Genomic DNA, 24,755 nt, shown 5'->3' on the forward strand with positions numbered 1-24,755 from the left:
GGGGTAACTCCTGTGGTGATACCGGTGGTTCGGGAGAAGGTCTACGCGGCGGGGGCGACGGTCCGCCGGGCGAGCGCCCAGTACACGAGGGCGGAGACGACCGAGCCGAGCAGCGTCAGGTCGGCGCCGCCGAGCGGGGCGACCAGCGGGCCGGTCCAGAGCTCGGAGTCGCAGGTCAGCGAGGCGAAGACGATGCCGGCGAGCAGCGCGACGACCCCGGCCGGGTGGTAGCCGCACCGGTACCAGTAGGCGCCCTCGCGGCCGGTGTGCAGGGACGGGGCGTCGTACCGGCAGCGGCGCATCACCATGTCGGCGAGGAACACGCCGCCCCACGGCGCGAACACGATGATCAGCAGGGACAGGAACGACAGCAGCGAGTCGGTGAAGTCCGTGAGGAACAGGGCGTAGAGCGAGCCGACCACGGTGACGCCCGCGCTGATGAGGATCGCCTTGGCCCGGCTCCACGGGATGCCGAGGACCTGGAGGTTCAGGCTCGACGAGTACAGCGTGATGATCGAGTTGGTGACTGAGCCGCCGAGCACCAGGGCGAGGAAGAGCGGCTGGAACCAGCCCGGCAGCAGCCCCTCGGCGCCGGCCACCGCGTCCGACATGTCGGCCTGCGTGGCGGCGGCGACACCCGCGACACCGAGTGCCACCGAGGAGATGAGCCCGCCGAGCGCGCCGCTCCAGGTGATCGACCGCAGCGAGGTGGTGCGCGGCAGGTAGCGGGTGTAGTCGGCGGGCATCGGGACGTACGAGAACGGTCCCGCCAGCATGACGACGAACGCGAGGCTCCAGCCCGAGGCGCCGGGGACGCCGCCGGTCGACGCGCCGGTGTCGGCGCCCGGGATCAGGAAGACGAGGAGTGCGGCGAAGCCCACGGCGAGGATGTACGCCATCCAGCGCTCGGCGAACTGCACGGTGGCGTGGCCCCACAGGGCGACGGCGAAGGTGAGCACCATCGTGACGGCCAGCGCGAAGGCGCGGGCGGTTGAGCCGTGCCAGCCGAGGTCCGCGCAGAACGCTTCGAGGGCGAGCGCGCCGACCACGGTGTTCACGATCGTGTAGCCGATCGAGACGATCCAGTTGAGCAGGCCGGCGGGCCAGTTCCCGCGGATGCCGAAGGGCGCGCGGGAGATCACCAGGGTCGCGGTGCCGGTGCGGATCCCGCTCAGTCCGGCGGCGCTGATCGCGAAGAACGCCAGGCCTCCGACGACGACGGCCGCGGTCGCCTGCCAGAACGAGAGCCCGAAGGACACGGCGAGCGCGCCGTTGATGACGTACGTGAAGGTGAGGTTCGAGCCGAACCAGAGCCAGAAGAGGTCCTTCGCGCCGCCGTGCCGCTCCTCGTCGGGGATGGGGTCGATCCCGTGGGTCTCGACCTGGAAGACCTCGTCACCGGTGGTGGCAACCGCCGGTCCGGCCTGCGCGGGTCCGGCATCCGCGGGTCCGGCCTCCTCGGTGTGCTGCTGTGTCATCCCGCCGTCCTTGAATGTTGTTCTTGAATATCGTTCTAACTTCTTGAACGGCATTCAAGATGCGCCTCCTCGTCCCGTACGTCAAGACCCCTCGCGAAAATCGCCGGATAGGGTCCTGGGTGTCGGGACCACGGATCAGGGAGGCGCGGCTGTGGCGGCTACTGCGCGACGGCGCGACGGGCAGGTCGCCCAGGAGCGAATGCTCGAGGAGGCGATGACGGCCATCGCCGAGGACGGCCTGGCATCGCTCACGATGTCGGCGCTCGGCAAGCGCCTCGGCACCAGCGGCGGCCACATCCTGTACTACTTCGGCAGCAAGGACCGCCTCCTCCTCGAAGCCCTGCGCTGGAGCGAGAGCGGCCTCGCCGACGAACGCAGGGCGCTGCTGTCCCGGCGCGTCACCGCCGAGCGCAAGCTCGACCAGTTCGTCGAGCTGTACCTGCCGCGCGGCCCGCGCGACCCGCGCTGGACGCTGTGGATCGAGCTGTGGGCCCGCACCTCGACCGACGAGGCGCTGCGCCAGGCCCAGGACGAGCTGGACCAGGGCTGGCAGGAGGACCTCGAGACCCTTCTCGACCGGGGGGTCAAGCAGGGGCGGTTCGCCCCCCTCGACACCGCCGAGCGCGCCTCCCAACTCCTCGCCCTGCTCGACGGGTTGAGCACGCGCATCGTGATCGGCCAGCGGGGTGCGGAGCGGTCCGCGGTGCTCGCCTCCGCGCGCTCTGCGGCCGAGCGGCTGGTGGCGCGGGCCTGATCGCCGGTGCGGGCGCGGTCGCGTGCGTGCCAGGGCCGGGCGACGGGGTGCGGCGTCCGCCGCTCACCGGCACTGGCATGATCGGTGTCATGGCAGATCGCGTAATCGCCGCGTGTGACGGGGCGTCGAAAGGAAATCCAGGGCCCGCCGGCTGGGCCTGGGTCATCGCCGACGGCGGGGAGACCCCGGTTCGCTGGGAGGCGGGCGCGCTGGGCACGGCGACGAACAACGTCGCGGAGCTCACCGCCCTGGAGCGCCTCCTCGCCGCCACGGACCCGGGCGAGCGGCTCGAGGTCCGGATGGACTCCCAGTACGCGATGAAGGCGGTCACGACGTGGCTGCCCGGCTGGAAGCGCAACGGCTGGAAGACCTCGGCGGGCAAGCCGGTCGCCAACCAGGAGCTCGTCACCCGCATCGACGCGCTGCTCGAAGGGCGCGCCGTCGAGTTCCGGTACGTTCCCGCGCACCAGGTCGACGGCGACCGGCTGAACGACTTCGCCGACCGGGCCGCGAGCCAGGCCGCCGTCGTCCAGGAACCTGCGGGCACCGAGTACGGGTCCCCGGAGCCCCCGCCGTCACCCGACACGGTCGCCGGCCCGTCGAAGAGGAAGCCCAAGGCGGGCCCGGCCCGATCGAAGACGGCCTCGTCGCGCACGCTCAACGCCAAGTTCCCGGGCCGCTGCGTCTGCGGCCGGTCCTACGCGGCCGGTGAGCCCATCGCCAAGAACCCGAAGGGCTGGGGCCACCCGGAATGCCGTACGGGCGCGGGTGCCGCGGAGTGAGCCGGGCGGGCTGTGGGGACCGGCGGGTGGCGTGATGAGGGTGGGATCCGCGTGACCCCGGAGCCGGACCTCGCCCCCGACCCTGACCTCGCCCCCGACCCTGACCTCGCTCCCGACCCCGCCGTCCCGGCGGCTCCGGGTGCCTGGGACGGTCGCCCGTCTCTGTGGCTGCTCAGGACCCCGGAGCGTGGAGAGCCGTACCCCCTGCTGGACGACTCCGCTCTCGACGCCGACGAGCGCGCCCGGGCCGCCGCCTTCGTACGGAGCTCGGACCGCGACCTGTACCTGGCCGCACACATCTCGCTGCGCCGGCTCCTCGGTGCGTGTCTGGGGACCTCACCGGGGAGTGTCACGTTCACCCGCGAGCCGTGTCCGCAGTGCGGCGGCCCGCACGGGCGCCCGGCGCTGGCCGGCCCCCGCCCGCCGCTGCACTTCTCCCTCGCGCACTGCGAGCAGCTTGTCCTGATCTGCGTGGCGGGTAGCCCGGTGGGCGTGGATGCCGAGCGGGTGCCGGACCCCGGGGCCGTTGACGACCTGGTGAAGGAGCTGCACCCGGCGGAACGCGCCGATCTCGCCGCGCTCCCTGCCGGGTCGCGCGCCGCGGCCTTCTGCCGGGTGTGGTCCCGCAAGGAGGCCTACCTCAAGGGCGTCGGCGTCGGCCTGGGGCGTGCACTGGACGCGGACTACGTGGGCGACCGTCCACGCCACGGAGCCGTCCACCCCTCCGGCTGGTCCCTGCGCTCGCTCGACCTCGGACCGCAGTGCGGCACGCACGCCGCCGCGGTGGCCCTGCGGGACACCGTGCTCCCAGTCGTGCGTGTCCTGCCCGACGCGTACCCGCACACCCCTCAACAGGTGCGCCTCACATAGCCGTTGCCGCCGGGAGTCGTCACGTCGTGGTCCCTGCGCACGATGTCCAACCGCGTTCCGAATGCGCTACAGGCCTTGCGCAGGCCGGTGTCGGTGTACTCGATCACCACGACCCGGTCGTCGAAGGCCTTGGCGTACACGCCGCACTCGTCGTAGGCGCCGCATTCCTCGGCGACGGCGAAGTCGACTCCCAACTGGTGGCCGTCAGGGGCCAGTTCGGCCGTGTTCTTCTGACCGACGGCGAGCCCGGCCCGGTGCGCGCGCCGCACCAGCAACGACATGAACGCCTTTGCGTCGCGGGCGCTCAGCCGGCCCTTCGAGCGTGTGTAGCTGTCGTAGTTGTCCGGCTCGACCGCGTCGAAGCCGTGGTCGGCGCACCCGTCGATCCAGGGGCCGACGCGGGCGGCCACCCGCTCACGCTTGTTCGGCGTGCCGATGTCCAAAAGCGGCTCGTCCCAGTCCTGGTCGATCACGACCCGTCCGTTCCGGTCGCGCAGCAGCAAGTCGGCGGGCCAGTCGTCCCGTTCGTCGGGCTGGGCCTGGAAGGCGTTGACGTAACACATGTTGTACACGCCTCGGGCGGGCCGAGCCGCCCGGTCGCGGCTCACGACACCGACGCCCTTCGCGGGCGGATAGGCACCACCGATCTGGTAGTCGAAACCCGCGTGCCGGGGCGGCGGACTCCAGTCCGGGCCTTCGCTCTTCGCGTCGCCGGACGAGCACCCCACGGCGAGCGGGAACAGCAGGGTGGCGACCAGGACATGGATGAGTACGTTCGTGCGTGACGCCATGCCGTATTCCATCATCAGGCTCAGGGATTGCCCTCAGCGGTGAGCCGGGGGCGGTCCAGCACCGAGTCCACACTCGAATTGTCCGTGCGTCGACTCGGCAGCTGTACTGGTGTGCTCAGCCCGCGGTCGTCGCACGGCCACCGCGAGGAGCCATTAGTGTTTCCGGTACCGGATCTTTCAGGGGAGTTGCGTTGACCAGACTGCGCTGCGCCGTGCTCGACGACTACCAAGGCGTGGCCTTGTCCATGGCGGACTGGACCAGAGTCGGGACGGACGTCGAAGTCCGGTCCCTGCAACGCCACCTGCCGACCGAGGACGCCGTCGTCGAGGCGGTCGGCGACTGCGAGATCGTGGTCGCGATGAGGGAGCGCACACCCTTCACGGACACCCTCTTCGCACGCCTCCCGCAGCTGCGTCTCCTGATCACCTCGGGGATGCGCAACGCGTCCGTCGACCTGGCCGCAGCGGCTCGGCACGGCGTCACGGTGTGCGGCACCGCCAGCAACTCCGAGCCGCCCGTCGAACTGACGTGGGCGATCATTCTCGGCCTCGCCCGGAGCGTGGTGCGCGAGAGCACCGCCCTGCGCGACATGGGCCCCTGGCAGAGCACACTCGGCGCCGACCTGCACGGACGCCGCCTCGGCCTCCTGGGGCTCGGGAAGATCGGGACCAAGGTCGCCCGCGTCGGCCAGGCCTTCGGCATGGAGGTGGCCGCGTGGAGCGAGAACCTCACCGAAGAGCGCGCCGCGGCGGCCGGAGTCACCCTCGCGCCCTCCAAGGAGGAGCTCCTGGAGAGCAGCGACTTCGTCTCCGTCCACCTGGTACTCAGTGACCGCACGCGCGGCCTGATCGGCGCGGACGAACTCAAGCGCATGCGTCCCACCGCCTACCTGGTCAACACCTCGCGCGCCGCGATCGTCGACCAGGACGCGATGGTGCGCGCCCTGCACGACGGCCGGATCGCAGGCGCGGGCGCCGACGTCTTCGAGACGGAACCGCTCCCGGCCGACCACCCCCTGCGCACCGCCCCGAACTTCCTCGGCTTGCCGCACCTCGGCTATGTCACCCGCCGCAACTACGAGGGCTACTTCGAGGGCGCGGTCGAGGACATCGAGGCGTTCCTGGCGGGGAGCCCGGTCCGCACGATTACGGCCTGAGCCGGGAGAGGGGCGGCTCGGGCCGGGCGCGGGGCGAACAGGCGGGCCGGGTAGGGTCCGGCGGTACGTGTGAGGCCACGGGGGCCGCACGGTTTCGGTGGTGACGGGGGCAGGGACGATGCGGCGCTGGATCAAGGTGGCGGTGGCGGCAGCGGCCGCCGTCGGCCTGGGTGGCTACATGGCCGAGCCGTATGCGCAGGACTGGTGGCTCGTCGGACGCGCCTGCGACGGGGCCCTGCCCCGCGACTCCGTCGCACAACTCACGCCTGACGACGCGCAGTTCACGAAGGAGGAGTCGCGCCGGGTTCCGGAACTCGGGTTCTACGGGTGCAGCCTCGCGTTCGACGGGGACGACACCGAGGGTGTGACCCTGGTCGCCATGTCGGCGTACACCGGTCGTGACGACCAGGACCGGGAGTTCAAGAGGGCCTTTCCAGAGGGTGGCTTCACGCCGAACGGCGTGCTTTCGGGTGGGTTGCCCGGAACCGTCGACGACGCCGGGGTCATGCGGATCGTGACGCAGTGTCCGGCGCTGGGCAAGGACGCCGAGGGCCGGCAGCGGAAGATGCTGGTCCGCGTCGGGACGTTCGGGGACGTCGACCGGAGTGCTCTCGGAGCCGTCTACCGTACGGCCGTGGCTCTCGCCAACTCGGCCTCGAAAAACCTCAGTTGCGGCGCCCGCCCCCTCAAGGTGCCGCACAGGACCACCGGGTTCGACACCGAGGAGCGATGGCGGCGAGCCGTGTCCCCGGCGAAGGCGGAAGGCACCGGGTGTGACTGGGTGTCCCGAGCGGGTCTCGCGAAGGACGCGGGGTGGCGTCTCGTGGCGGAGACGAACGACACGGCTCCCATGGGCACCTGCGATCTGCGCACGGATGAGGGTGGCGACGCATACCAGGCCGGCATGACGTTCGGTGCCTGGTACGGGGACTGGAGCAGCCGCCTCACGGCATCGGACGACAACGGCGAACGCCGGCCCCTGACCGCCACGGCCCGCTGCGACGGCGAGGCGGCCAACTTCGCGCTCGACGCGACGAAGGACACCCCCGGCGTCGACAAAGCGGAACGGAGACGACTGCTCAAGGCGTTCGCCGAGGACCAGGTGCGGCGGCGCGGCTGCTCCGGACTGCGGTTCTTCTGAGCGACAGCGACATAGCCTCGGCTCTTCCGAGCCGGAGCGACGCGGCGCTCCGGCTCAGAAACGCTCGACGGAGACCATCCACAGGGCCCGTACGTAGAAGTCGTCCATCAACTGCCGCATGGCCGCGGCTCGTTCGGTAGGTACGCCGCGCTCTTTCGCCCACCTGTCGAGCACCGTGAACATCTGGCGCCGGCCGTCCATCACGTCGCCGCGCAGGGGTCCCGACGTGGGCCGGTCGGCGATGTCGCCCATCGGTGGGCGGGTCGTGAGCTGGTGCGACGCGGGCCGGAAGGTGCCGCGGCCGTGCTCGCGTACCGACGCGTCGAACGCCGCGACGTCCTTGATCGTTCCGTCTTTCGCGTAGCCGGACCGCAGGGCCATGAGGGTGCCGATGTGGTCGGCCAGGTCCTGGAGGTCGTTGTCGGTCCAGGTCGTGGGGGTCCCGTACTTGTCGTCGGGACGGTACGAGGGGTCGCCGCCCTGGCGGGTCAGCCGCTCCAGATAGTGCGCGAGCTGGGCGCGGTGCGCGTCGTAGAGGATGGCGAACGCCTCGGGGTTCTTGGCGAGTTCGGCGACCAGATCGGGGATGTCGGCGGTCGCGTCCGCGTACCTGTCCCCGTACTCGAAGGTGGCGTGCGCCTCGCCGGGCGAGAGGAAGCGGCCCAGCCACACCCAGCCATGGTCGTCGAGGGTGGCTTCGGCCGGTGGAACGGCGGGTCCGGGCGCCTCGTCCGCCCGGAAACCCCCGAAGTCGTCGTCGCGGAGGGCGTCCACCTCGTACTCGGCGATCATCCGCGCCACCGAGGGGGCAAGGCCCGCCGGGATCTCGCGGTCGTAGAGGACTGAGGCCACCGCGTAGGCGCTGCGGGCCTGCGCCATGGTGTGCGGCCTTCTGGGCCCGGACGCGCGGGTGCCCGCGTCGATGACCCGCCCGAGGACGCGGGCTCCGTCCCCGCAGAACCCGTCGTGCGCGAGCAGCTTCCTCGCACCGCCTATACGGGCCATGCTGTCACCGGGGTCCAGCGCCTTCGTGGCAGCGGCGGGATCGCCTGCGAGGGTACGGGTCGCGTCGGACACCGCGGTACAGGGTGCGGCGTCAGCACCGGATCCGGCGAGGACCAGCGGGACGGCGACCGCTGCGACGACGGCGACCGCCACGGCCGAGGACAACAGCCGGTGAGCCCGCAACGGGCCGGTCAGGCGCCGCAGCGCGGTGGCGCCGGCGCCGTTCTCCCGTGTCGCGTCGTCGTGCTCGTCATTGCCCTTGCCGTCCTTCTCGCTCACGGCGCTGCCGTCGCCTCCCCCATCGCGCATCCGGGCAGAGTAGCGACCGGTAGGTGTCGGGGCATCGGCGGGGGAGTGCACCGAGGGCAGGGCCTCCTTGAAGGACGCGCGCATCCCCCATCCGACGCCGGGTATGTACGTGCGCTGCCCGGCGAAACCCGGAAATCCGACCGCGAAACCGCAGCTCAGTGGTTTTCGCAGGTCAGCATGGGTGGCGTAACTTCGGCGTAACACGGCAGGTGGGGGCGGTGGGGTAGCTTCGGGTCCGGAAAGCAGGTGACGAACGGTGTTGGAACGCCCCATGCGTGACGCATATCCCCCGCATCCCGGCGGCACCCCGCCCCGGGCCGAGCGGGCGCGGCGGGTCGCCGACACGCTTCGGCAGCAGATCACCTCAGGCGTCTACGAACACGGGATGCTGCCCGACGAACGCGAGCTCGGCCACGCGCTCGGCGCCACCCGTAACGTCGTCAGGGAGGCCCTCGCGCTGCTGTGCGACGAGGGGCTGATCGTCCGTAGGCGTGGCATCGGGACCCGCATCGTGACGGCGAAATACGGGCACGGCCTCGAACGCCTCACCGGCCTCGCGGAGACGCTCGTCGACTACGGCACCGTGACCAACGAGGTGCGCGCGGCCAGGATCGTGCCGCACGCGCCGAACGCGGTCACCGAACGGCTCCGGCTCCCCGACGGATCCGAGGCCGTGTACCTCGAACGGGTGCGCAGCCTGGACGGCCGCCCCCTCTCCGTCGACTCGACCTGGCTCGCCCCCGACATCGGCCGGCCCCTCCTCGACGGTGATCTGGCCCACCGGGATGTCTTCGACCTCATCGAGGAGACGACGGGGCACCGGCTCGGCAGCGCGGAGGTCACCGTGCATGCCGTCACCGCCGAACCGGACACCGCGCGGCTCCTCGAAATCCCCGCGGGCGCCGCCCTGTTCGCGATCGACCGCCTTACGTGTCTTGCCGACGGCCGCCCCGTCGACGCGGAGACCCTGCGCGTGCGCGCCGACCGGTTCGCCCTGGTCCACCGGGGACCCGTACTGCCCCGTTCCTGACCGAAGTCGCCTCGCACCTGGCCCAAGTCGCCCGCACCCACCGCCGTGTTCCGGAGTCACCCCCATGCCCATGCAGCTCGACGTCCTCACCCTGGTGGTCCTCGCCCTGTTCGGGCTCGCGGGAGGCATCGGGATCACCGCGGTGGGCCCCGGGGGTGTGCTGCCCACGATCGGGATGTTCGTGCTGACGGGGCTCTCTCCGGCAGGCGTCGCGGGCACCGCCATCGCCACCCACGTGGCGACCGGCGCGCTCGGCACCGCCGCGTACACGCGCTCGGGTCAGCTGCGGGACGCGGTCACGCGGCGCACGGCAACGGTCCTCGCCGTGGCCGCACTGGTCGGCACACCTCTCGGTGTCGTGCTCAACACCCTCGTCTCGGGACGGGGGTTCGGGATGCTGCTCGCGTGCGCCGTCACGGTGACGGGTGTCCTGGTGTGGGTGCGCGAGCGCCGTACGCGGGTCGCGGGGAGCGAGCCGGTCAGCGTGCCGGTGACACGAATTGCCCTGGTGGGCTTCGGAGTTGCAGTCGTGGCCGGGCTCTTCGGCCTCGGTGGTCCGATGCTGAGCGTGCCGCTCCTGGTCGTCTGCGGACTCCCGGTGCTCTCCGCACTGGCCGCGGCGCAGGCGCAGTCCGTGGTGATCGCGGCGATCGGCACGGTCGGGTACGTGCTGCACGGTTCCGTCGACTGGGCGCTCGCCGCGCTGGTCGGAGTACCGGAGCTGGCCGGCGTGATCGTGGGATGGAAGATCGCCCACGCGGTCCCGGCGCGCCGCCTCAAGTACGCCCTCGTAGGAACACTCCTGGCGCTGGCTCCGTATCTCGCGTTCCACTCCTGATCCTCGGCCTCCAGTGCTGAGGTCGGGGCCCGCCCTCCTCGTGGTCGAAGGGTGGGCCCGGGACGGGGAGTTCAGCCCCGATGAGGTCGCGGCTGGAACGAGCCGCCGTACATCGGCAGTTGCACAGCGGAGCCGTACCTCTCCAGCTGGGCCCAGGGCCGGTTGAGGCCCGAGGAGCCGAACTCGCGGACGCGGGTGACGGCGTCCAGGTCGAGGACGTCCGCGAGGAGTTCCTGGCCGGGGCCCGCCTGCTGGCGGACGGTGCCCTCGGGGTCGACGATGACGCTGCTGCCCACGGCGGCGGGGTCCGCGGCGTTGACGTTCACCACGTACACCTGGTTCGTCCAGGCATTGGCGCGGGCGCAGACGATCTCCATGTCGCGGTCCCTCGTGGTGGTGAGGGTGGGCTGGACGATCACTTCGGCGCCCAGCCAGGCGAGCTGGCGCGCGGTCTCCGGGAACGAGCCGTCGTAACAGATCGCGAGGCCGATCCTGCCGATGTCCGGGATGTCGAAGACGACGAACTCGCTGCCGGGCGCCGTCGTTTCGTAGGGCTGCCAGGGGAAGACCTTGCGGTAGCGGGCGGCGATCTCGCCCTGCGGGGAGACCGCGAGGGCGGTGTTGTAGACGGTGCCGTCGGCGGCCCGCTCGTAGACGCTTCCGGGTATCAGCCACAGTCCCGTCTCGCGGGCGAGGTCGCAGATCCGGTCGGTGAGCCGTCCTGGGACCGTGACGGCCGCCTTGTCCATCCAGTCCTCGCGGGCGTCGAACAGCGGCGCCTCCGCGGACAGCATCAGCTCGGGAACCACGACGAGCTGGACGTGCGGAAGCATCGCGCGGGTCGCGCGGACACGGTCGGCGAACAGCGCCCACGTGGCCTCGGGATCGAAGGGGACAGGGGCGGTCTGTACGGCGGCGATGCTGAGCGTGCGCATGGATCAGTCCTCGGTGACAGTCAGTCGGGTGACGGCGGTGCGGCCGTCGCGGAAGAAGGGGCGGAAGCGGTGGCGCAGCGCCAGCATCACGACCAGGCCGAGCAGGACGGAGCCGAGGCCCAGCAGGAGTACGCCGCCGACGCCGAACAGTGAGGTGGAGCCGTACGAGGGGTCGGTCATGTCGACCGCACTGCGGACGAACGCGGAGAGCATCATCAGCCCGCCTGCGAGCGGCAGCACCCCCTTGAGGAGCGCGTCCCGCCAGGACCGGCGCAGCTGCCCGCGGAACAGCCAGGCGCAGGCCAGGCCCGTCACGCCGTAATAGAGCGCGATGAGCAGGCCGATGGAGAGGATCGCGTCGCCGAGGAAGGCGGGCGAGAGCCAGGTCAGGGCCGCGAGGAGAACCGCGGCCGCCGTGCCCATGAAGACGGTGCCGAAGGACGGCGTGCGATGGCGCGGGTGGATGCGGGCGAATGCCCGGGGCAGCGCGCCGTGGACGCTCATCGACAGCGTGGCCCGCGAACTGCCGACGACGCAGGTGAGCAGCGCGGAGATCGCGGACACGCACACGGCGAGCTGGACGCCCTTCGCGAGCGCTGTGCCGAGGACGGGCGGTCCGAGGGCGGACAGGACGTCGGCCGCGTTGCCGGCGTTGCCGAGCCCCAGGCCCGAAGTGCCCGTCCCGGCGAAGCTGATCGCGGCGACCGCCGTGAACAGGTACGTGACCAGGAGGATGAGCGTCGAGATGAGCGCGGCCTTGCCGGGGGTGCGCTCGCTGTCGCGGGTCTCCTCGTTGACGGTGAGCAGCGCGTCCCAGCCCCAGTAGATGTAGAGGCAGAGCAGGACCGCCTTGGCGAACGCGCCGAAGCTGTCGAAGCCGAACGGGTCGAACCAGCCGAGCGACGGCGTGAGCGTGCCGTGCCGGGCGAGGGCGGCGGCGCCGAAGGCGAAGAGGGCGACGAGTTGAAGCCCGAGCAGGACGTACTGGACGACCGCGGCGAGCTGGAGGCCGCGGTACGCGATGACGGTGATGGCCCCGATCAGGAGCGCCGCGGTGACAGCGACCGCGGTCTCGTCGGAGGCCAGTGAGTCGAGGCCGAGGAGCCCGAGGAGGTAACCGGCGCCCACCTGCGAGAGCGCGGCCATGGCCGTGACCGTGGCGAACTGGGTGACCCAGCCGCCCAGAAGCCAGCCGGACGACGGGCCGAAGGCGCGCGTCGTCCACACGAAGGTGGTCCCGCAGTCCGGCATCTCCTTGTTGAGCTCGCGGAAGGCGAACGCCGTCAGCAGGATCGGCACGAATCCGAGGAGCAGCGCGGCGGGCGCGAGGTGGCCGACGGCCATGGTCACGAAGCCGAGGGTCACGGCGATGCTGTAGGCGGGTGCGACCGAGGAGAGGCCGAGCGCCACGGAGGCGAGCAGTCCGACGGACCCGCTCCGCAGGCCCTTGGAGGGCGGTGGGGACGTGGTGGTGGGGGCGAGTGTCTGAGGGGGATCAGGGTTCACGGCGGCCTTCTGGTCGTCGGCGACGTTTCGTTAAACGGAGATTTAACGAACGGGCCATGAAGCCTGTCAAGAGCGGGTTCGGTATCTTTACCGCGTCATCAGTGAATCGGGTTGGACCCGGGTCGGACGGAGGCGGTCGTGGGACGGCGCAAGGACCAGGAGGCGCGGCGTGCGCAACTGCACCAGGCCACGCTGCGCGCACTGCACAGCCGGGGTCTGGAAGGTCTGCGGCTGCGCGATGTCGCCGAGGAGGCGGGGGTCACGTCGGCTGCGGTGCTCTACTACTATGACGATCTCGACGAGCTGATGTACGAGACGTTCCAGCGGGCGATCGAGCGCTTCAGCCGTGAGCGCGAGGAGAGCGCCGAGAAGTTCCCGGACGCCCGGGACAGGCTGCGGGCCTGCGTCGAGCACGGCGTCGCCGACGGGCCCGACGACCTGCTGCCCCGGCTGCTCTTCGAGTACTGGCCGCGCAGCTTGCGTGACCCCCGCGCGGCCACTCTCGACGCGACGCTGACCGAGCGTCAAATTGCCGTGTACTACGCCACGTTGGTCCTCGGCGAGGCGCAGGGGCACTTCGTGCTCGTCGAGCCCGCGGGTCAACTGGCCGCCGGATTCGTCGCGATGGAGGACGGCTTTCAGATGGAGGTGCTCGCGGGGCGCCGCACACGCACCGAGGTGATCGCCATGCTGCACGGCTACGCCCGGATGGCTACGGGGTTCGACCCGTCGGTATGAGGCGGCGTGTGCCGGCGCGCAGGGTCACACTCCTCGTGGCCCCGCAGACCGCGTAGCCATCACAGCCCGAACCGGCGCGCCGACTGCTCCTCCTGGGCCAGCCTGCGCAGCGTGAGCAGGACCGGCTCGTACAGAATCGCCGCCGCGACCGCGATCTCGACCTTCTCGACCTCCTCGGAGAAGGTGTCGAGCCGGTCGATGTCGTGCTCGGCGACGCGCTCCATGTGCCGTGCGTACGGGGCGAGTTCGGGCGTTCCGCAGGTGTAGCCGAGGCGGTTGAGCGTGGCGACCGTCGTGACGAGGGTGCGGTACGAGGGGGAGAGGCTGCCGATCTCGCGCGCGGTGTCCCAGCCGAGTTCCTCGAGGAGCCGGTCGACGGCCGAGGTCGCCTCGACCGTCGCAGGGTCGTCCCCGGGCGCCTCCGGCGGCTGCGGCAGCGCCCACAGGGCCGCGCCCAGGCGGACCGTGCGGCCCAGCGAGTCGTCGTCCACCGCCGCGAGCACCTCGCGAGCGGTCGCCACCGGCACCCGGCCGACCTGGATCAGTGCCCGTACGAGACGCAGCCGACGCAGATGGGAGTCGTCGTACTCGGCCTGTGTGGCCGTGATCCGCCGCCCAGCGGGCAGGAGTTGCTCCCGCAGGTAGTACTTGATGGTGGGGATGGAGACCCCGCTCAGCTCGCTGAGTTCCGCGAGTCGCATCTCTTGCACCCTCCTTTGGGCAGTGCCACTATCCAAGCATGGGTGTCTGGGTAGCGGCACTCTCCAAATCTCCAGAACTCTCCAACACGGCCGAATCGGGGGCGACATGGGCACGAAGACACATGCCGGACGGATGACCGCGGGTGCACAGGGGGATGTGGTGGTCTTCCTCATCGGCATGCGCATCAACCACTTCTGGGCGGTCCACCGATGGCTGCCGGTGTTCATCGCGATGCCCATGATGATCAAGGAGCTGAACCGCGACCGTTCTCTCGGCCTCCTGCACCACATCCTCCTCACGGGCTCGCCGCGCACCTACATGGTCGTCCAGTACTGGGAGTCGAAGGAGAAGCTGCTCGCCTACGCCGCGGCCCCGGACAAGCGCCATCACCCGTGGTGGGCGCGGATCAACCGGTATGCCCGCAAGGGCGCGACGCACGTGGGGATCTGGCACGAGACGTACGTCGTACCCGAGGGCTCCTACGAGACGATCTACGGAGACATGCCGGCCCAGGGCCTCGCCAAGGCGTTCGGCGTCGCGGGCCTCGAAGACGGTGTGCAGGCGCAGGACCGGCTGAGGGTGTGAAGCGGAGCGCTTGAGTCCGGGCGTCGCCGTCGCCTCCGGTCGATTGTCAGTGCCACCAGGCACGATGGCAGCATGACAACGACTTCTGGTGAGTTCGTCCTGGCCGATGCCGCTGCCTATGCCCAGGCCGTCACGGACGCGTCCCTGGCGGCGGGCGCCTACTACACGGGCGGTACGTCCGCCCTCGACGACGACGCGTACGACCGGCTCGTCCGGGCCGTCGCCGCGTACGAGGCGGACCACCCCGACGAGGTGCTGCCGCAGTCGCCGACCGGGAAGGTCGCGGGCGGCGCCGTCGAGGGGGACGTGCCGCACACGGTCCCGATGCTGAGCCTGGACAACGTCTTCGACGGTGAGCAGTTCACCACCTGGACCGCTTCGGTGGCCCGCCGGATCGGCCACGAGGTGACCCGGTGGAACGTCCAGCCCAAGCTGGACGGCCTGGCCATCGCAGCGCGTTACCACGAGGGCCGCCTCACGCGGCTGATCACCCGGGGCGACGGGACGGCCGGGGAGGACGTCTCGCACGCGATCGGCACCATCGAGGGCCTGCCCGACCGCCTCACCGAGCCCCACACGGTCGAGGTGCGGGGCGAAGTCCTCATGACGATCAGCCAGTTCGAGCACGCGAACGAGGTGCGTACGGAGCACGGCGGCGCCCCCTTCGCCAACCCGAGGAACGCCGCGGCGGGCACACTCAGGGCCAAGGAGCGCGCCTACACGGTGCCGATGACGTTCTTCGCGTACGGCCTGCTGCCCCTGCCGGACACGTCGGCCGAGCACGCGGACGCGCTGCGCTCCCTGGCCCACGGCGAACTGATGGACCGCACGGCCGCGCTCGGCGTCAACACACCGGCCACGACGGCTGTTTCGGGACTCACCGTCGACACCGTCGAGGAGGTGCTCGCGCGGGTCGAGCACATCGCGGGCCTGCGCGCCGAGCTGCCGTTCGGCATCGACGGGATCGTCGTCAAGGCGGACCTCGCGGCCGACCAGGAGGCCGCCGGAACGGGCACGCGCGCCCCGCGCTGGGCCATCGCCTTCAAGCTGCCGGCGGTCGAGAAGATCACACGCCTCCTCGACGTCGAGTGGAACGTCGGCCGTACGGGCATCATCGCCCCGCGCGCCGTCCTCGAACCCGTCGACATCGACGGCAGCACGGTCACGTACGCCACGCTGCACAACCCGGCCGACATCACCCGTCGCGACCTGCGGCTCGGCGACCACGTGATGGTCTACAAGGCGGGCGACATCATCCCCCGCATCGAAGCGCCCGTCGCCCATCTGCGCACGGGCGACGAACAGTCGATCGCCTTCCCCGACGTATGCCCGCAGTGCGGCTCCGGCATCGACACGAGCGAGCAGCGCTGGCGCTGCGAGCGGGGACGGAACTGCCACCTGGTGGCATCGCTCTCCTATGCGGCGGGCCGCGACCAGCTCGACATCGAGGGCCTCGGCGCCACCCGCGTCGTCCAGCTCGTCGACGCGGGCCTGGTCGCCGATCTCGCCGATCTGTTCGCGCTCACCCGTGACGGACTCCTGGCGCTCGATCGGATGGGGGAGACCAGTACGGACAACCTCCTCGCCGCGATCGAGGCCGCCAAGGCCCAGCCGCTGTCCCGGGTGCTGTGCGCCCTCGGGGTGCGGGGCACCGGGCGGTCCATGTCCCGCCGTATCGCCCGGCACTTCGCCACGATGGACCACATCCGCGCCGCGGACGCCGAGGCGATGCAGCGGGTCGAGGGCATCGGCGCCGAGAAGGCCCCGGTGATCGTCTCCGAGCTGGCCGAACTCGCCCCGCTCATCGACCGGTTGGCGGCGGCGGGGGTGAACATGACGGAACCCGGCGCCACCCCGCCCGCCCCGGAGGAAGAGACCGAGAAGGACGGAGCGGGCGAACGGGCGGCGGACGCGGGCCCGCTGGACTGCATGACCGTCGTCGTCACGGGAGCCATGACCGGCCCCCTCGAGAAGCTCAGCCGCAACCAGATGAACGAACTCATCGAGCGGGCCGGCGGCAAGTCCTCCTCCAGCGTCTCCAAGCGCACCTCGCTCGTGGTCGCCGGTGAGGGCGCGGGTTCCAAGCGGGCCAAGGCCGAGGACCTGGGCATCCGCCTGGCCACGCCGGACGAGTTCGCCGAACTCGTCGCGGACCTCCTTGTCTGACGAGACGTCGCCGGGGGATCGTGGGGGAGAGGCTGCGGAGGTGACCGTCCTGACCGAATCGGTGGCCTAAAATGCTCGGCCGACGAGGGGCCCACCATGCGCCCCACAGGAAACGACGGCCGTCGACGGCAGGGCGCGGAGGACACATGGCAACGGGGGGATGGGGACCGGGAAACGGCCCCCAGAACAACGGCGGGCAGGCGCCGGCGGGCCCGGGCCCGGGCAACCCGTACGGCCCACCACCCACAGGCCCCTACGGCCCGCAGCCGGGGGCCGGGCCGTACGGACCTCCGCAGCCCATCCCGCCCCAGGTCGGGCCGTACCCGTACGGCCCGCCGCGGCCGCCCGTGCCACCCCGGCGCCGCAACCCGCTGCGCCGCGTGCCGTTCCTCAACATCATCTCCGCGATCATTCACTCGGGACACCGCGTGGCGACCCGGCTCTTCGTGCAGGACGGCGGCGTCCGGATCAACGACCCCCTGGTGCTGCGCGTCCAGCTGTTCCGCTCGGTGCTCGGCCTCGTCGCCACGCTCGTCCTGGCCTTCTACTACGGCAAGGGCGAGCAAGCGTGGAACGGAGCGGCGAGCGACGGCTTCGGCAACCTGATCATCACGCCGGTCCTGCTGATCGTCACAGGTCCGCTCGTCGTCCTGGGCTTCATCCTGTACGCCCCTCCCCACCTGCGGTCGGCACTGTGCTCCCGGCTCAAGGGACCGCTCAAGACGGTGGCCTGGTACGTACTGTCGGTGGCCGTCTTCGCCGCTGTGATCGTGGTGGCGGCCACCAGCGGCTACCTGGACAAGCTGCCCAAGTGGGCGGCGGCCGTGAGCGCGCTCGTCGTCCTGGCTGTCATTGTCTGGGGCCTGCCGTTCCTCTTCTTCGCCTCCCTCTACTCCGCCAAGACCGCCTTCAACACCGCCCACGTGCATCCGATGCTGCCCGCCGTGCTCACCGCCGTACTGGTGTGGGCGGTGGCGGTCTTCAACCTGATCGTGGAGGGCATGCCGGAAGGCCCGGTCGCGGCACAGCTCTGCTCCCTGCTGGGTGGCCCGCTGTCAGTCACGGCCGTCTCTCTGTGGGAGCTGCGGAGGATGCGAACCCGCCACGGAGTCGTCCTGCGTGGCTGATCTCGGGCGCATCGCCCTGGCCCGGCGGGGAGTTGACCCGATGTGACCCAGTCGCACGGACAGCAGAGCCCCGCCGATGCCGCCGACCCGCGCCCCGGTGAGCATCCGGCCGAGGCGGAGCGCCGGCCTCGGGCCTGGCGTGAGTACGGGACGCTTCTGATGGCGATAGTGGGGCTCACCCTGTCGCTCACCACCTTCTTGGCGACGGCTCTGCGCTGACCCCGGCGGCAGTGCGGCCCGCACGTCTGCGCCGACCCCCGCGGCCACGTGGCCCGCACGACTCCAGAAGCGCCGAAGGCGTCGGCGCTTCTGGAGTCTCCTGGCTCTGCGCACCCCGATCTGGATGCCACGAGGAGGCGCGCGGCGTGATCATCGTGGCGGGCCGGGCCGGGCTCGGACGCGCGGATCACCGGGATGCAGAGAAAGCTCTCACCTTCTTCACAATTTGTTGCGACGTCCACACCCGGAGTGGCGGATGTGACAGGGCTCCGACAGCCGCCCGGAGGGGAGCCGTAGACTCGAGACATGGACACCACGCGGCTCGCGCGGCTCGGCGCCGGGAAGTACTTGCTGGTCACCAGCTTCCGGAAGAACGGGAGCCCGGTGGCCACCCCCGTCTGGGTGGTCAGGGACGGGGCCGCGCTCGGCGCCTGGACCCCTGCCGACTCGTGGAAGGTCAAGCGGATCCGCAATCGCGCGGACGTCCTGGTGGGGCCGTGCGACGCGCGCGGCAACCCGACCGGCGATCAGTCGCCCGCCACGGCGGAGATCTGCTCCCCCGAGGTGACGGCCCGCTATCGCAACCTGATCGGGAGCAAGTACGGCCTGCTCGGCAAGGTGACGCTGTTCGGCAGCCGCCTGCGCCGCGGCCTCGACGGCACCGTGGGCATCCGCATCACGCTCGACGAGTGACCGAGGCGGTCAGGCCGCTTCACGGCGCCCGGGCCGCAGGGCACCCGGAGCCGTCTCCGCGCGGAACGCGACCACCATCTCCCGCGCGTGCCGCAACCCGATCCGCGTGAAGTCGGCCTCGAGAACGTCGAGTTCGGCGAGTGTGTCACGCCGGTCGCGGCCCAGCCGGGAGCGCGACTTGACCAGCCCCAGCCGGCACAGCGCGACACCGCGCGGCTCGTGCAGACGGCGGAACTCGGCGAGCGTCGACGCGTAGGCGTCCCGGGCTGCCTCATAACGCCCGTCCCGGTAAAGGACGTTGGCGCGCATCTTGTGGTTGTACGCGAGCGCGCTCGCCAGATCCATCGCGCGGCAGATGCCCTCGGCTTCCGAGAGCAGGGACAACGCCCGGTCGGGTTCGCCCCGGACGGACAGCACATCGGCCACGCCGCGCAGCGACCACGCGCGGCCCCGCGCGTCGTCCGCCTCGGTGGCCACCCGGACCGACTCCTCGAACAGTTCCAGGGCCTTGGCGTGGTCGCCGGTGTTGCGGTGTATCTGCGCGATGCCGGACATCGCCCAGACCATGTGCCGGGGTTCGCCGTGGACGCGGCCCTGTTCCAGCAGCTCCTCGTGGAGGGCGGCTACCGCCGCGTAGTCGCCCTGGATGCGTCCCGTCTCAGCCAGGCCCGCGAGCGCGTAGCCGTGGGCGAGCCGGTCGTCGCTGTGGGCGGCCAGGGTGACGGCGTGCCCGAGCAGACGCCGGGCCAGGCGCAACGAGCCGCACTGGCGGGCGAGTGTGCCGCCGTTCCACAGCGCCCAGGCCATCGCCCCCGTGTGCCCGGCGGTGCGCGCGCTGCGATAGCTGCTCCGCCACGCGTCGCCCGCTTCGCGGACGCGGCCGAGCCGCCGGTTCGCCTCGGCGAGCGCCAGTGCGGCGCGTGCCCGTTCCAGGGGGCCGGCCGCCGTGTCGAGGGACCGGCCCGCCGCCGCGCGCACATCCTCGTAGGAGGAGTTCACCCCGAGGGCCGTGCGCAACTCGCCCTGATACTCAGGGGCGAATGCCTTGCCGTACATGTAGCCGTGTCCCTTCGCCGGTCCCGTCGTGCCGCTGCGTTCTGATCAAGAACGTACGAGCGGCGAGGGCCTCGGCGGATCCGTCCACGTATGTGTTGTGCCGTACGACTTGAGTGCTACCTGACGTCGGCCGGTCATCACATGGACGTACGGGAAGTACGGAAGGCCGCCCGTCTCCGAGGGGGTGGGGAGGCGGGCGGCCTGGCTTGGATGTTCCTTGCTGGTCCTACGCGTCGGCCGCCTACTCGTCGATCGCCGCGCCGAACATCGCGTCGGCGGACGGTGCTCCGAGGGAGCCCGCGCCGTAGGTCCAAGAGCCGGAGGCCGTGACACCGCCGGAGCCCGCCGAGAACACCCAGACGACACCGTCGTTGGTGTTCTCGCCCGGCGCCGCGGCGAGCAGGCCGAAGCGACCGTCGCGGTTCGGGTCGGTGAGGCGGACCTGGCCGCCCCACTTGTCGCCCTTCTCGGGCGCGCCCGGCACGTTCGCCGAGTTCTGGTCCCAGGACTGCGCTCCGGTCGCGGTCAGGCCCGTCGCCGCCCCGCGCAGCACCCACACGGCGCCCGCGTCGGCGACCGTGCCGATGTCCTCGCCGGCCGCGCCGATCGCCACGTCGGCGTACCCGTCCCCGTTCGTGTCCGCGACGGACAGGTCCGTGCCCCAGCCGTCGCCGCGCTCGGCGGTGCCGGGCACGCCCGCGGAGTCCTGCGTCCACCACTGCACGTCGGACGACGGCCCCTCGGGCCCGCCGAGACGCACGCCCACCAGCCCGCCGGTCATCGAAGCACCGCCGTCGTCGGGGGAGTTGGGCTCGCCGGTCACCAGGTCGTCGTATCCGTCGCGGTTGATGTCGCCCGAGGCCGCCACGGGTCCGCCGCGCAGATCGCGCTCGTAGGTGAGGCCGTCGGCGTGCCCGGACAGGTACGACGACCAGCCGTGTCCCGGCTCGGAGCCCGCCGTCACGCCCGAGACGACGAGGTCCGCGAAGCCGTTGTTGTCGTAGTCTCCCGTCGTCAGCGACATGGGCACGATGTCGCGCGCGTCGGCGAGTTTGGACAGGCGGCTCGTGGAGCGTCGCTCCAGTGGCGCCTTCGACGCAGGCTGGGGTGCGGAGTCGTAGGCGAAGAGCTCCAGGTCGTCACGGTCGAGGACGGCGATGACGTCGCCCGGCGTGTCGTTCGTGAAGTGCGCCGCCGTGACGCCCGTGCCGAACTTCTCGCCGGCGGTGGGTTCCTGGGTCTCCAGCCAGTCGCTTGCGGCGCCCGTGAGGCCGGCCTTGGAGCCCCACAGGATGGCCACTCCGCCCGCGTCCGCGGTCGTGCCGATGTCCTCGCCGGGGATGCCGACGACCGCGTCGTCGTAGCCGTCCCCGTCCAGATCGCCCGTGGCCACCGCCTTCCCGAACGCGTCACCGGTCTCGGCGGCGCCGGCCACACCGGAGGTGGACTGGCTGAAGCGGGCGACATGAGTGGTTCCGATGCCTCTCGACGACCCGTACTGCACGGTGACGAGGCCGGCGCCCTTCTTCCCGCTGACGGTCGCGCCGGGCGCGCCGACGAGGACGTCCTCGTAACCGTCGCCGTTGAAATCGCTGTTGCGGTCGCCTGCGTGCGTGCCTCCGGGGGTGCCGGCGTAGGCGGAGGGGGCGGTGGCGATGGCCGCACCGGACAGAAGGAGGAATGACGCCGCGGCCAGGGCGGCGGAACGGTTCTTGCGCACGAGCGGCTCCTGATGAGAAGGACGACCGGGCAGCGCGGGGGTTGTCCGGAAAGGGCCCGTTCCTTGTCCGGCGCCCTGTTTGACAGTGCATGAGGGGGAAGGGTTGTGCAGGAGTTCGCCCGCGGTTCACCGACGTTCCGGGGGTCAACTGACAGGCGGCGAGGGCGTATTGGTGCACATGGCGCCAAACCGCCCCAGCAGTTGATTGTTTGTGCAAGAAATCGCCATACATCTTGCAGGAACGAGCTTCCCTCGGCACGGTGTCCCCGTCGCGTCATCCCCGGCGCGCTCGTAGACGCTCGTAGACGGGAGATCCCTTGTCCGGGAGAGCTCACAGAGAGCACAGATCCACACGGCGCCGCACCTCTCCGCACCCCTCGCGCCGCGGCCGGGCCCGCACCCTTCGCGCCCTGTCCGTGGCCGCCACCGCCACGGCACTCGCGCTCGGCGGCCTCGCGGGACCGTCCGCCGCACCCGCCGCCGCGGCCACCACCCCGTACCCCAACCTCACCCCGACCCCGCCCATGGGCTGGAACAACTGGTCCTACTACGGCTGCGACATCAGCGAGGAAACCGTTCTCGCCAATGCCCGCGCACTCGTCTCCTCCGGCCTGGCCGCCAAGGGCTACGACACCGTCACCACCGACGACTGCTGGATGACGCACACCCGCGCCGCCGACGGAAACCTCGTCCCCGACCCCACGCGCTTCCCGCACGGCATGGCCTACGTCGGCGAGCAACTGCATGCGATGGGACTGAAGTTCGGCATCTACGAGGACGCCGGCACGGCCACCTGCGGCGGCTACCCCGGCTCGTACGGGCACATGAAGCAGGACGCCGACCTCTTCGCCAAGTGGAAGGTCGACTATCTGAAGCTGGACGGCTGCAATGTGCCCGTTCCCACGGGCCAGAGCGCGGACGACGTCTACCACAAGCTCTACGGCGACATGAGCCAGGCGCTCCTCGACACCGGCCGGCCCATCGTCTATTCCGTCTCCGCGCCCGCCTACTTCGAGGGCGAGAAGGACTGGCACCACGTCATCTCCTGGTCCGCCGAGGTCGGCAACCTGTGGCGGGAGGGCGCCGACGTCGCCATGGAGTCGTCGTCCGCGCGGGGCAAGTGGGCCTCCATCAAGTACAACTACGCCTACAACGTGCCGCTGGCCGACCTGCAGAGCCCGGGCCGGTGGAACGACCCCGACTTCCTGCTCGCCGGGCAGTCCCGGCTCACCGGCGACGAGATCCGCAGCCAGATGTCGCTGTGGTCCGTGATGGCCGCCCCGCTCATCTCCAGCACCGACCTGACGAAGGCCTCGCCCGAGGCACTCGCCGTGCTCGGCAACAAGGACGTCATTGCCGTCGACCAGGACGCCAAGGGCCTCCAAGGTCGCATCGTCCAGCAGGGCGACGGCTACGACGTCCTGTCCAAGCCGCTCGCGAACGGCGACCGGGCCGTGGCTCTGTTCAACTCGTCCGACGAGGCGCGGACCATCACGACGACGGCCGCCAAGGCCGGGCTGCCCGCCGGATCCTCGTACCTCCTCAAGGACCTCTGGTCGAAGCGGACCACCCAGACCACCGGGACCATCGCCGCGAACGTGCCCGCCCACGCGACCGTGCTCTACCGCGTCCACGCCGGCGCCGCCCACCGCGCGCAACCCGCCACCGCGATCACCTGGACGCGGACCGGCGGCGAAGGTGCCACCTCCACCTGGAAGGTCGCGCTCGCGGACCACGGCCCGACGGGACTCACCGGCGCGCAACTGCGTATCAGCGCCCCGGAAGGCTGGCGCCTCAGCGCGTCGAAGGTGTCCCTCGGCAAGGTCAGGCCGGGCGGCTCGGCCACCGCGACCGTCACCGCGAAGGGCCCCGACGCCGAGCCCGGCACCACCGTCACGACCCTGACCGCGACGGCCCGCTATCGAGCGGGTGGCGCCGGCGAGGGTTCCGTAGCGGGACGCGCCTCGATCGTCACCGAAGTGCCCTACCCGAGCCTGGACGCGGCCTTCAACAACGTCGGCGTGACCAACGAGGGGGCGCCGCCCGCCGAGGGCAACTACACGACCGGCAACTTCGACGGCGGCGGCGACAGCTACTCGGCGCAGGCCCTCGCCGCAGCAGGGGTCACCCCCGGGGCAAAGGTCAGCAAGGACGGCGTGACCTGGACGTTCCCGGCCGCCAAGCCGGGCACCCCGAACAACGTCGAACTCGCCGGCCAGTCGATCACCCTCACCGGGAGCGGCTCCAAGCTCTGGTTCCTCGGCGCGGAGGCCGGCTTCGCCTCGGGCCAGGTCAAGGTGACCTACACCGACGGCACCACGAGCACCGGCAGCCTGGGGTTCCCCAACTGGTGCTGCACGGCGGGCACGGAGTACGGCGCGACGACAGTCGCCACGTCCGACCACCGCAACACTCCGACCGGCCCCGCCAACTTCGGCACCGGCTACAAGCTGTTCGGCAACTCGGTCCCGCTCACCGCGGGCAAGACGATCCGCACGGTCACCCTGCCCGACGCGGACGCGATCCACGTGTTCGCGATCACGGTTCAGTAGACCCGGGTGGGCCGGTGCGCCGGATGCCGTGGTCGCGGTGTCCGGCGCACCGGCGTGGACGTACGGTGACGCGATGGACAGACTCCGCGAACCAGTGACGGCGATGGTCATCGCGACCGGAAGGATCGAACTCCTGCCGCTCCAGGCAGAGTTCGCCGACGAGATGGCCGTGGTGCTCGGCGACCCAGCTCTGCATGCGTTCATCGGCGGCGCACCGCTGACATCGCCGGAGCTGCGTGAACGCTACGGGCGCCTGATCGCGGGCTCCCCGGATCCGGCCGTCTCGTGGTGCAACTGGGTGGTCCGGGTCAGGGAGGAAGGGAGTCTGGCCGGGACGGTCCAGGCCACGGTCGGCCCCGGCGACGACGGGCTCGAAGCCGAGATCGCCTGGGTCGTCGGCGTGCCGTGGCAGGGCCGCGGCCTCGCCACGGAGGCGGCGCGCGGACTGGTCGACTGGCTCGGGCAGCGGCCTGTACGCACCGTCGTCGCGCACATCCACCCGGACCACGCCGCGTCGGCGGCCGTCGCCAAGGCCTGCGGACTGGCGCCCACGGACCGGATGCACGACGGCGAGATCCGGTGGCAGCTGACCCTGGGGTGA

General features: G+C 71.3%; 23 protein-coding genes. 15 read left to right on the plus strand and 8 right to left on the minus strand.

The annotated features are described in order from the left end of the window. Positions 1-41 precede the first annotated feature (41 nt). On the minus strand, positions 42-1,478 hold the full coding sequence (locus CG723_RS11865) for a purine-cytosine permease family protein (protein ID WP_100593234.1): 1,437 nt from the start codon (positions 1,476-1,478) through the stop codon (positions 42-44). A 151-nt stretch (positions 1,479-1,629) separates the two neighbouring features. On the opposite strand from CG723_RS11865, the gene CG723_RS11870 reads away from it, so the two are divergent. The 3 genes from CG723_RS11870 to CG723_RS11880 all read left to right on the plus strand — a co-directional run bounded on the left by CG723_RS11870 (position 1,630) and on the right by CG723_RS11880 (position 3,884). Next, complete coding sequence (locus tag CG723_RS11870; protein ID WP_100593235.1) at positions 1,630-2,232, plus strand: TetR/AcrR family transcriptional regulator; 603 nt, start codon at positions 1,630-1,632, stop codon at positions 2,230-2,232. Between the two features lie 77 nt (positions 2,233-2,309). Further along, positions 2,310-3,014, plus strand: a complete 705-nt coding sequence (locus tag CG723_RS11875) for a ribonuclease H family protein (protein WP_100593236.1) — start codon at positions 2,310-2,312, stop codon at positions 3,012-3,014. A gap of 51 nt (positions 3,015-3,065) precedes the next feature. Beyond that, positions 3,066-3,884, plus strand: coding sequence for a 4'-phosphopantetheinyl transferase family protein (locus tag CG723_RS11880; protein ID WP_159032431.1), 819 nt, complete (start codon positions 3,066-3,068; stop codon positions 3,882-3,884). Here CG723_RS11880 and CG723_RS11885 read toward each other — a convergent pair. Then, positions 3,863-4,675 carry an endo alpha-1,4 polygalactosaminidase gene (locus CG723_RS11885; RefSeq protein WP_234374245.1) on the minus strand — a complete coding sequence of 271 codons (813 nt, stop codon included), beginning with the start codon at positions 4,673-4,675 and terminating at the stop codon, positions 3,863-3,865. The genes CG723_RS11880 and CG723_RS11885 overlap by 22 nt on opposite strands. Before the next feature lie 245 nt (positions 4,676-4,920). On the opposite strand from CG723_RS11885, the gene CG723_RS11890 reads away from it, so the two are divergent. Continuing rightward, entirely contained in the window at positions 4,921-5,832 is a 912-nt protein-coding gene (locus CG723_RS11890; protein ID WP_100593831.1) for a D-2-hydroxyacid dehydrogenase family protein, read from the plus strand. Positions 5,833-5,932: 100 nt separating this feature from the next. After that, complete coding sequence (locus CG723_RS11895) at positions 5,933-6,973, plus strand: hypothetical protein (RefSeq protein ID WP_159032432.1); 1,041 nt, start codon at positions 5,933-5,935, stop codon at positions 6,971-6,973. A 54-nt stretch (positions 6,974-7,027) separates the two neighbouring features. On the opposite strand, the gene CG723_RS11900 is transcribed toward CG723_RS11895, so the two are convergent. After that, positions 7,028-8,287: a hypothetical protein gene (locus CG723_RS11900; protein ID WP_159032433.1), complete on the minus strand. Its 1,260-nt coding sequence runs from the start codon at positions 8,285-8,287 to the stop codon at positions 7,028-7,030. A gap of 271 nt (positions 8,288-8,558) precedes the next feature. Between CG723_RS11900 and CG723_RS11905 the strand changes: the two genes are divergently transcribed. Together CG723_RS11905 and CG723_RS11910 are read left to right on the plus strand one after the other, a co-directional pair. Beyond that, on the plus strand, positions 8,559-9,317 hold the full coding sequence (locus CG723_RS11905) for a GntR family transcriptional regulator (protein WP_100593241.1): 759 nt from the start codon (positions 8,559-8,561) through the stop codon (positions 9,315-9,317). A 64-nt stretch (positions 9,318-9,381) separates the two neighbouring features. Then, entirely contained in the window at positions 9,382-10,155 is a 774-nt protein-coding gene (locus CG723_RS11910; RefSeq protein ID WP_100593242.1) for a sulfite exporter TauE/SafE family protein, read from the plus strand. Positions 10,156-10,226: 71 nt separating this feature from the next. Here CG723_RS11910 and CG723_RS11915 read toward each other — a convergent pair whose 3' ends face one another. Both CG723_RS11915 and CG723_RS11920 read right to left on the minus strand, forming a co-directional pair. Next, positions 10,227-11,090 carry a carbon-nitrogen hydrolase family protein gene (locus CG723_RS11915; RefSeq protein WP_100593243.1) on the minus strand — a complete coding sequence of 288 codons (864 nt, stop codon included), beginning with the start codon at positions 11,088-11,090 and terminating at the stop codon, positions 10,227-10,229. 3 nt (positions 11,091-11,093) lie between these two features. Continuing rightward, positions 11,094-12,596 (minus strand): APC family permease, encoded by a 1,503-nt coding sequence (locus tag CG723_RS11920; protein ID WP_100593244.1) that lies wholly within the window; start codon positions 12,594-12,596, stop codon positions 11,094-11,096. Between the two features lie 138 nt (positions 12,597-12,734). On the opposite strand from CG723_RS11920, the gene CG723_RS11925 reads away from it, so the two are divergent. Continuing rightward, entirely contained in the window at positions 12,735-13,334 is a 600-nt protein-coding gene (locus CG723_RS11925; RefSeq protein ID WP_100593245.1) for a TetR/AcrR family transcriptional regulator, read from the plus strand. Between the two features lie 59 nt (positions 13,335-13,393). Here CG723_RS11925 and CG723_RS11930 read toward each other — a convergent pair whose 3' ends face one another. Beyond that, positions 13,394-14,035: a MerR family transcriptional regulator gene (locus tag CG723_RS11930; protein WP_100593246.1), complete on the minus strand. Its 642-nt coding sequence runs from the start codon at positions 14,033-14,035 to the stop codon at positions 13,394-13,396. Positions 14,036-14,141: 106 nt separating this feature from the next. Here CG723_RS11930 and CG723_RS11935 point away from each other — a divergent pair, with 106 nt between their 5' ends. The 5 genes from CG723_RS11935 (at position 14,142) to CG723_RS11950 (ending at position 18,826) form a co-directional block, all read left to right on the plus strand. Then, positions 14,142-14,621, plus strand: a complete 480-nt coding sequence (locus CG723_RS11935; RefSeq protein ID WP_100593247.1) for a DUF4188 domain-containing protein — start codon at positions 14,142-14,144, stop codon at positions 14,619-14,621. Positions 14,622-14,693: 72 nt separating this feature from the next. Beyond that, the gene (gene ligA / locus CG723_RS11940; RefSeq protein WP_100593248.1) at positions 14,694-16,787 is read left to right on the plus strand and encodes an NAD-dependent DNA ligase LigA; all 2,094 of its coding nucleotides are present in this window, start codon (positions 14,694-14,696) and stop codon (positions 16,785-16,787) included. Between the two features lie 146 nt (positions 16,788-16,933). Continuing rightward, positions 16,934-17,914 carry a hypothetical protein gene (locus CG723_RS11945; RefSeq protein ID WP_100593249.1) on the plus strand — a complete coding sequence of 327 codons (981 nt, stop codon included), beginning with the start codon at positions 16,934-16,936 and terminating at the stop codon, positions 17,912-17,914. A gap of 42 nt (positions 17,915-17,956) precedes the next feature. Then, the gene (locus tag CG723_RS46165; RefSeq protein ID WP_159032434.1) at positions 17,957-18,133 is read left to right on the plus strand and encodes a hypothetical protein; all 177 of its coding nucleotides are present in this window, start codon (positions 17,957-17,959) and stop codon (positions 18,131-18,133) included. 306 nt (positions 18,134-18,439) lie between these two features. Then, complete coding sequence (locus tag CG723_RS11950; RefSeq protein ID WP_100593250.1) at positions 18,440-18,826, plus strand: PPOX class F420-dependent oxidoreductase; 387 nt, start codon at positions 18,440-18,442, stop codon at positions 18,824-18,826. 9 nt (positions 18,827-18,835) lie between these two features. Here the strand turns inward: CG723_RS11950 and CG723_RS11955 are convergent, their stop codons facing one another. Together CG723_RS11955 and CG723_RS11960 are read right to left on the minus strand one after the other, a co-directional pair. Next, on the minus strand, positions 18,836-19,882 hold the full coding sequence (locus CG723_RS11955) for a tetratricopeptide repeat protein (RefSeq protein ID WP_100593251.1): 1,047 nt from the start codon (positions 19,880-19,882) through the stop codon (positions 18,836-18,838). A 241-nt stretch (positions 19,883-20,123) separates the two neighbouring features. Beyond that, positions 20,124-21,602 (minus strand): FG-GAP-like repeat-containing protein, encoded by a 1,479-nt coding sequence (locus tag CG723_RS11960; RefSeq protein WP_100593252.1) that lies wholly within the window; start codon positions 21,600-21,602, stop codon positions 20,124-20,126. A 416-nt stretch (positions 21,603-22,018) separates the two neighbouring features. On the opposite strand from CG723_RS11960, the gene CG723_RS46170 reads away from it, so the two are divergent. Together CG723_RS46170 and CG723_RS11970 are read left to right on the plus strand one after the other, a co-directional pair. Then, positions 22,019-24,154, plus strand: coding sequence for an NEW3 domain-containing protein (locus CG723_RS46170; protein WP_159032435.1), 2,136 nt, complete (start codon positions 22,019-22,021; stop codon positions 24,152-24,154). A 73-nt stretch (positions 24,155-24,227) separates the two neighbouring features. After that, positions 24,228-24,755, plus strand: coding sequence for a GNAT family N-acetyltransferase (locus CG723_RS11970; RefSeq protein WP_199841726.1), 528 nt, complete (start codon positions 24,228-24,230; stop codon positions 24,753-24,755).

It is taken from the genome of Streptomyces sp. CB01635 (genome assembly GCF_002803065.1).
In the GTDB taxonomy this organism is placed as follows: domain Bacteria; phylum Actinomycetota; class Actinomycetes; order Streptomycetales; family Streptomycetaceae; genus Streptomyces.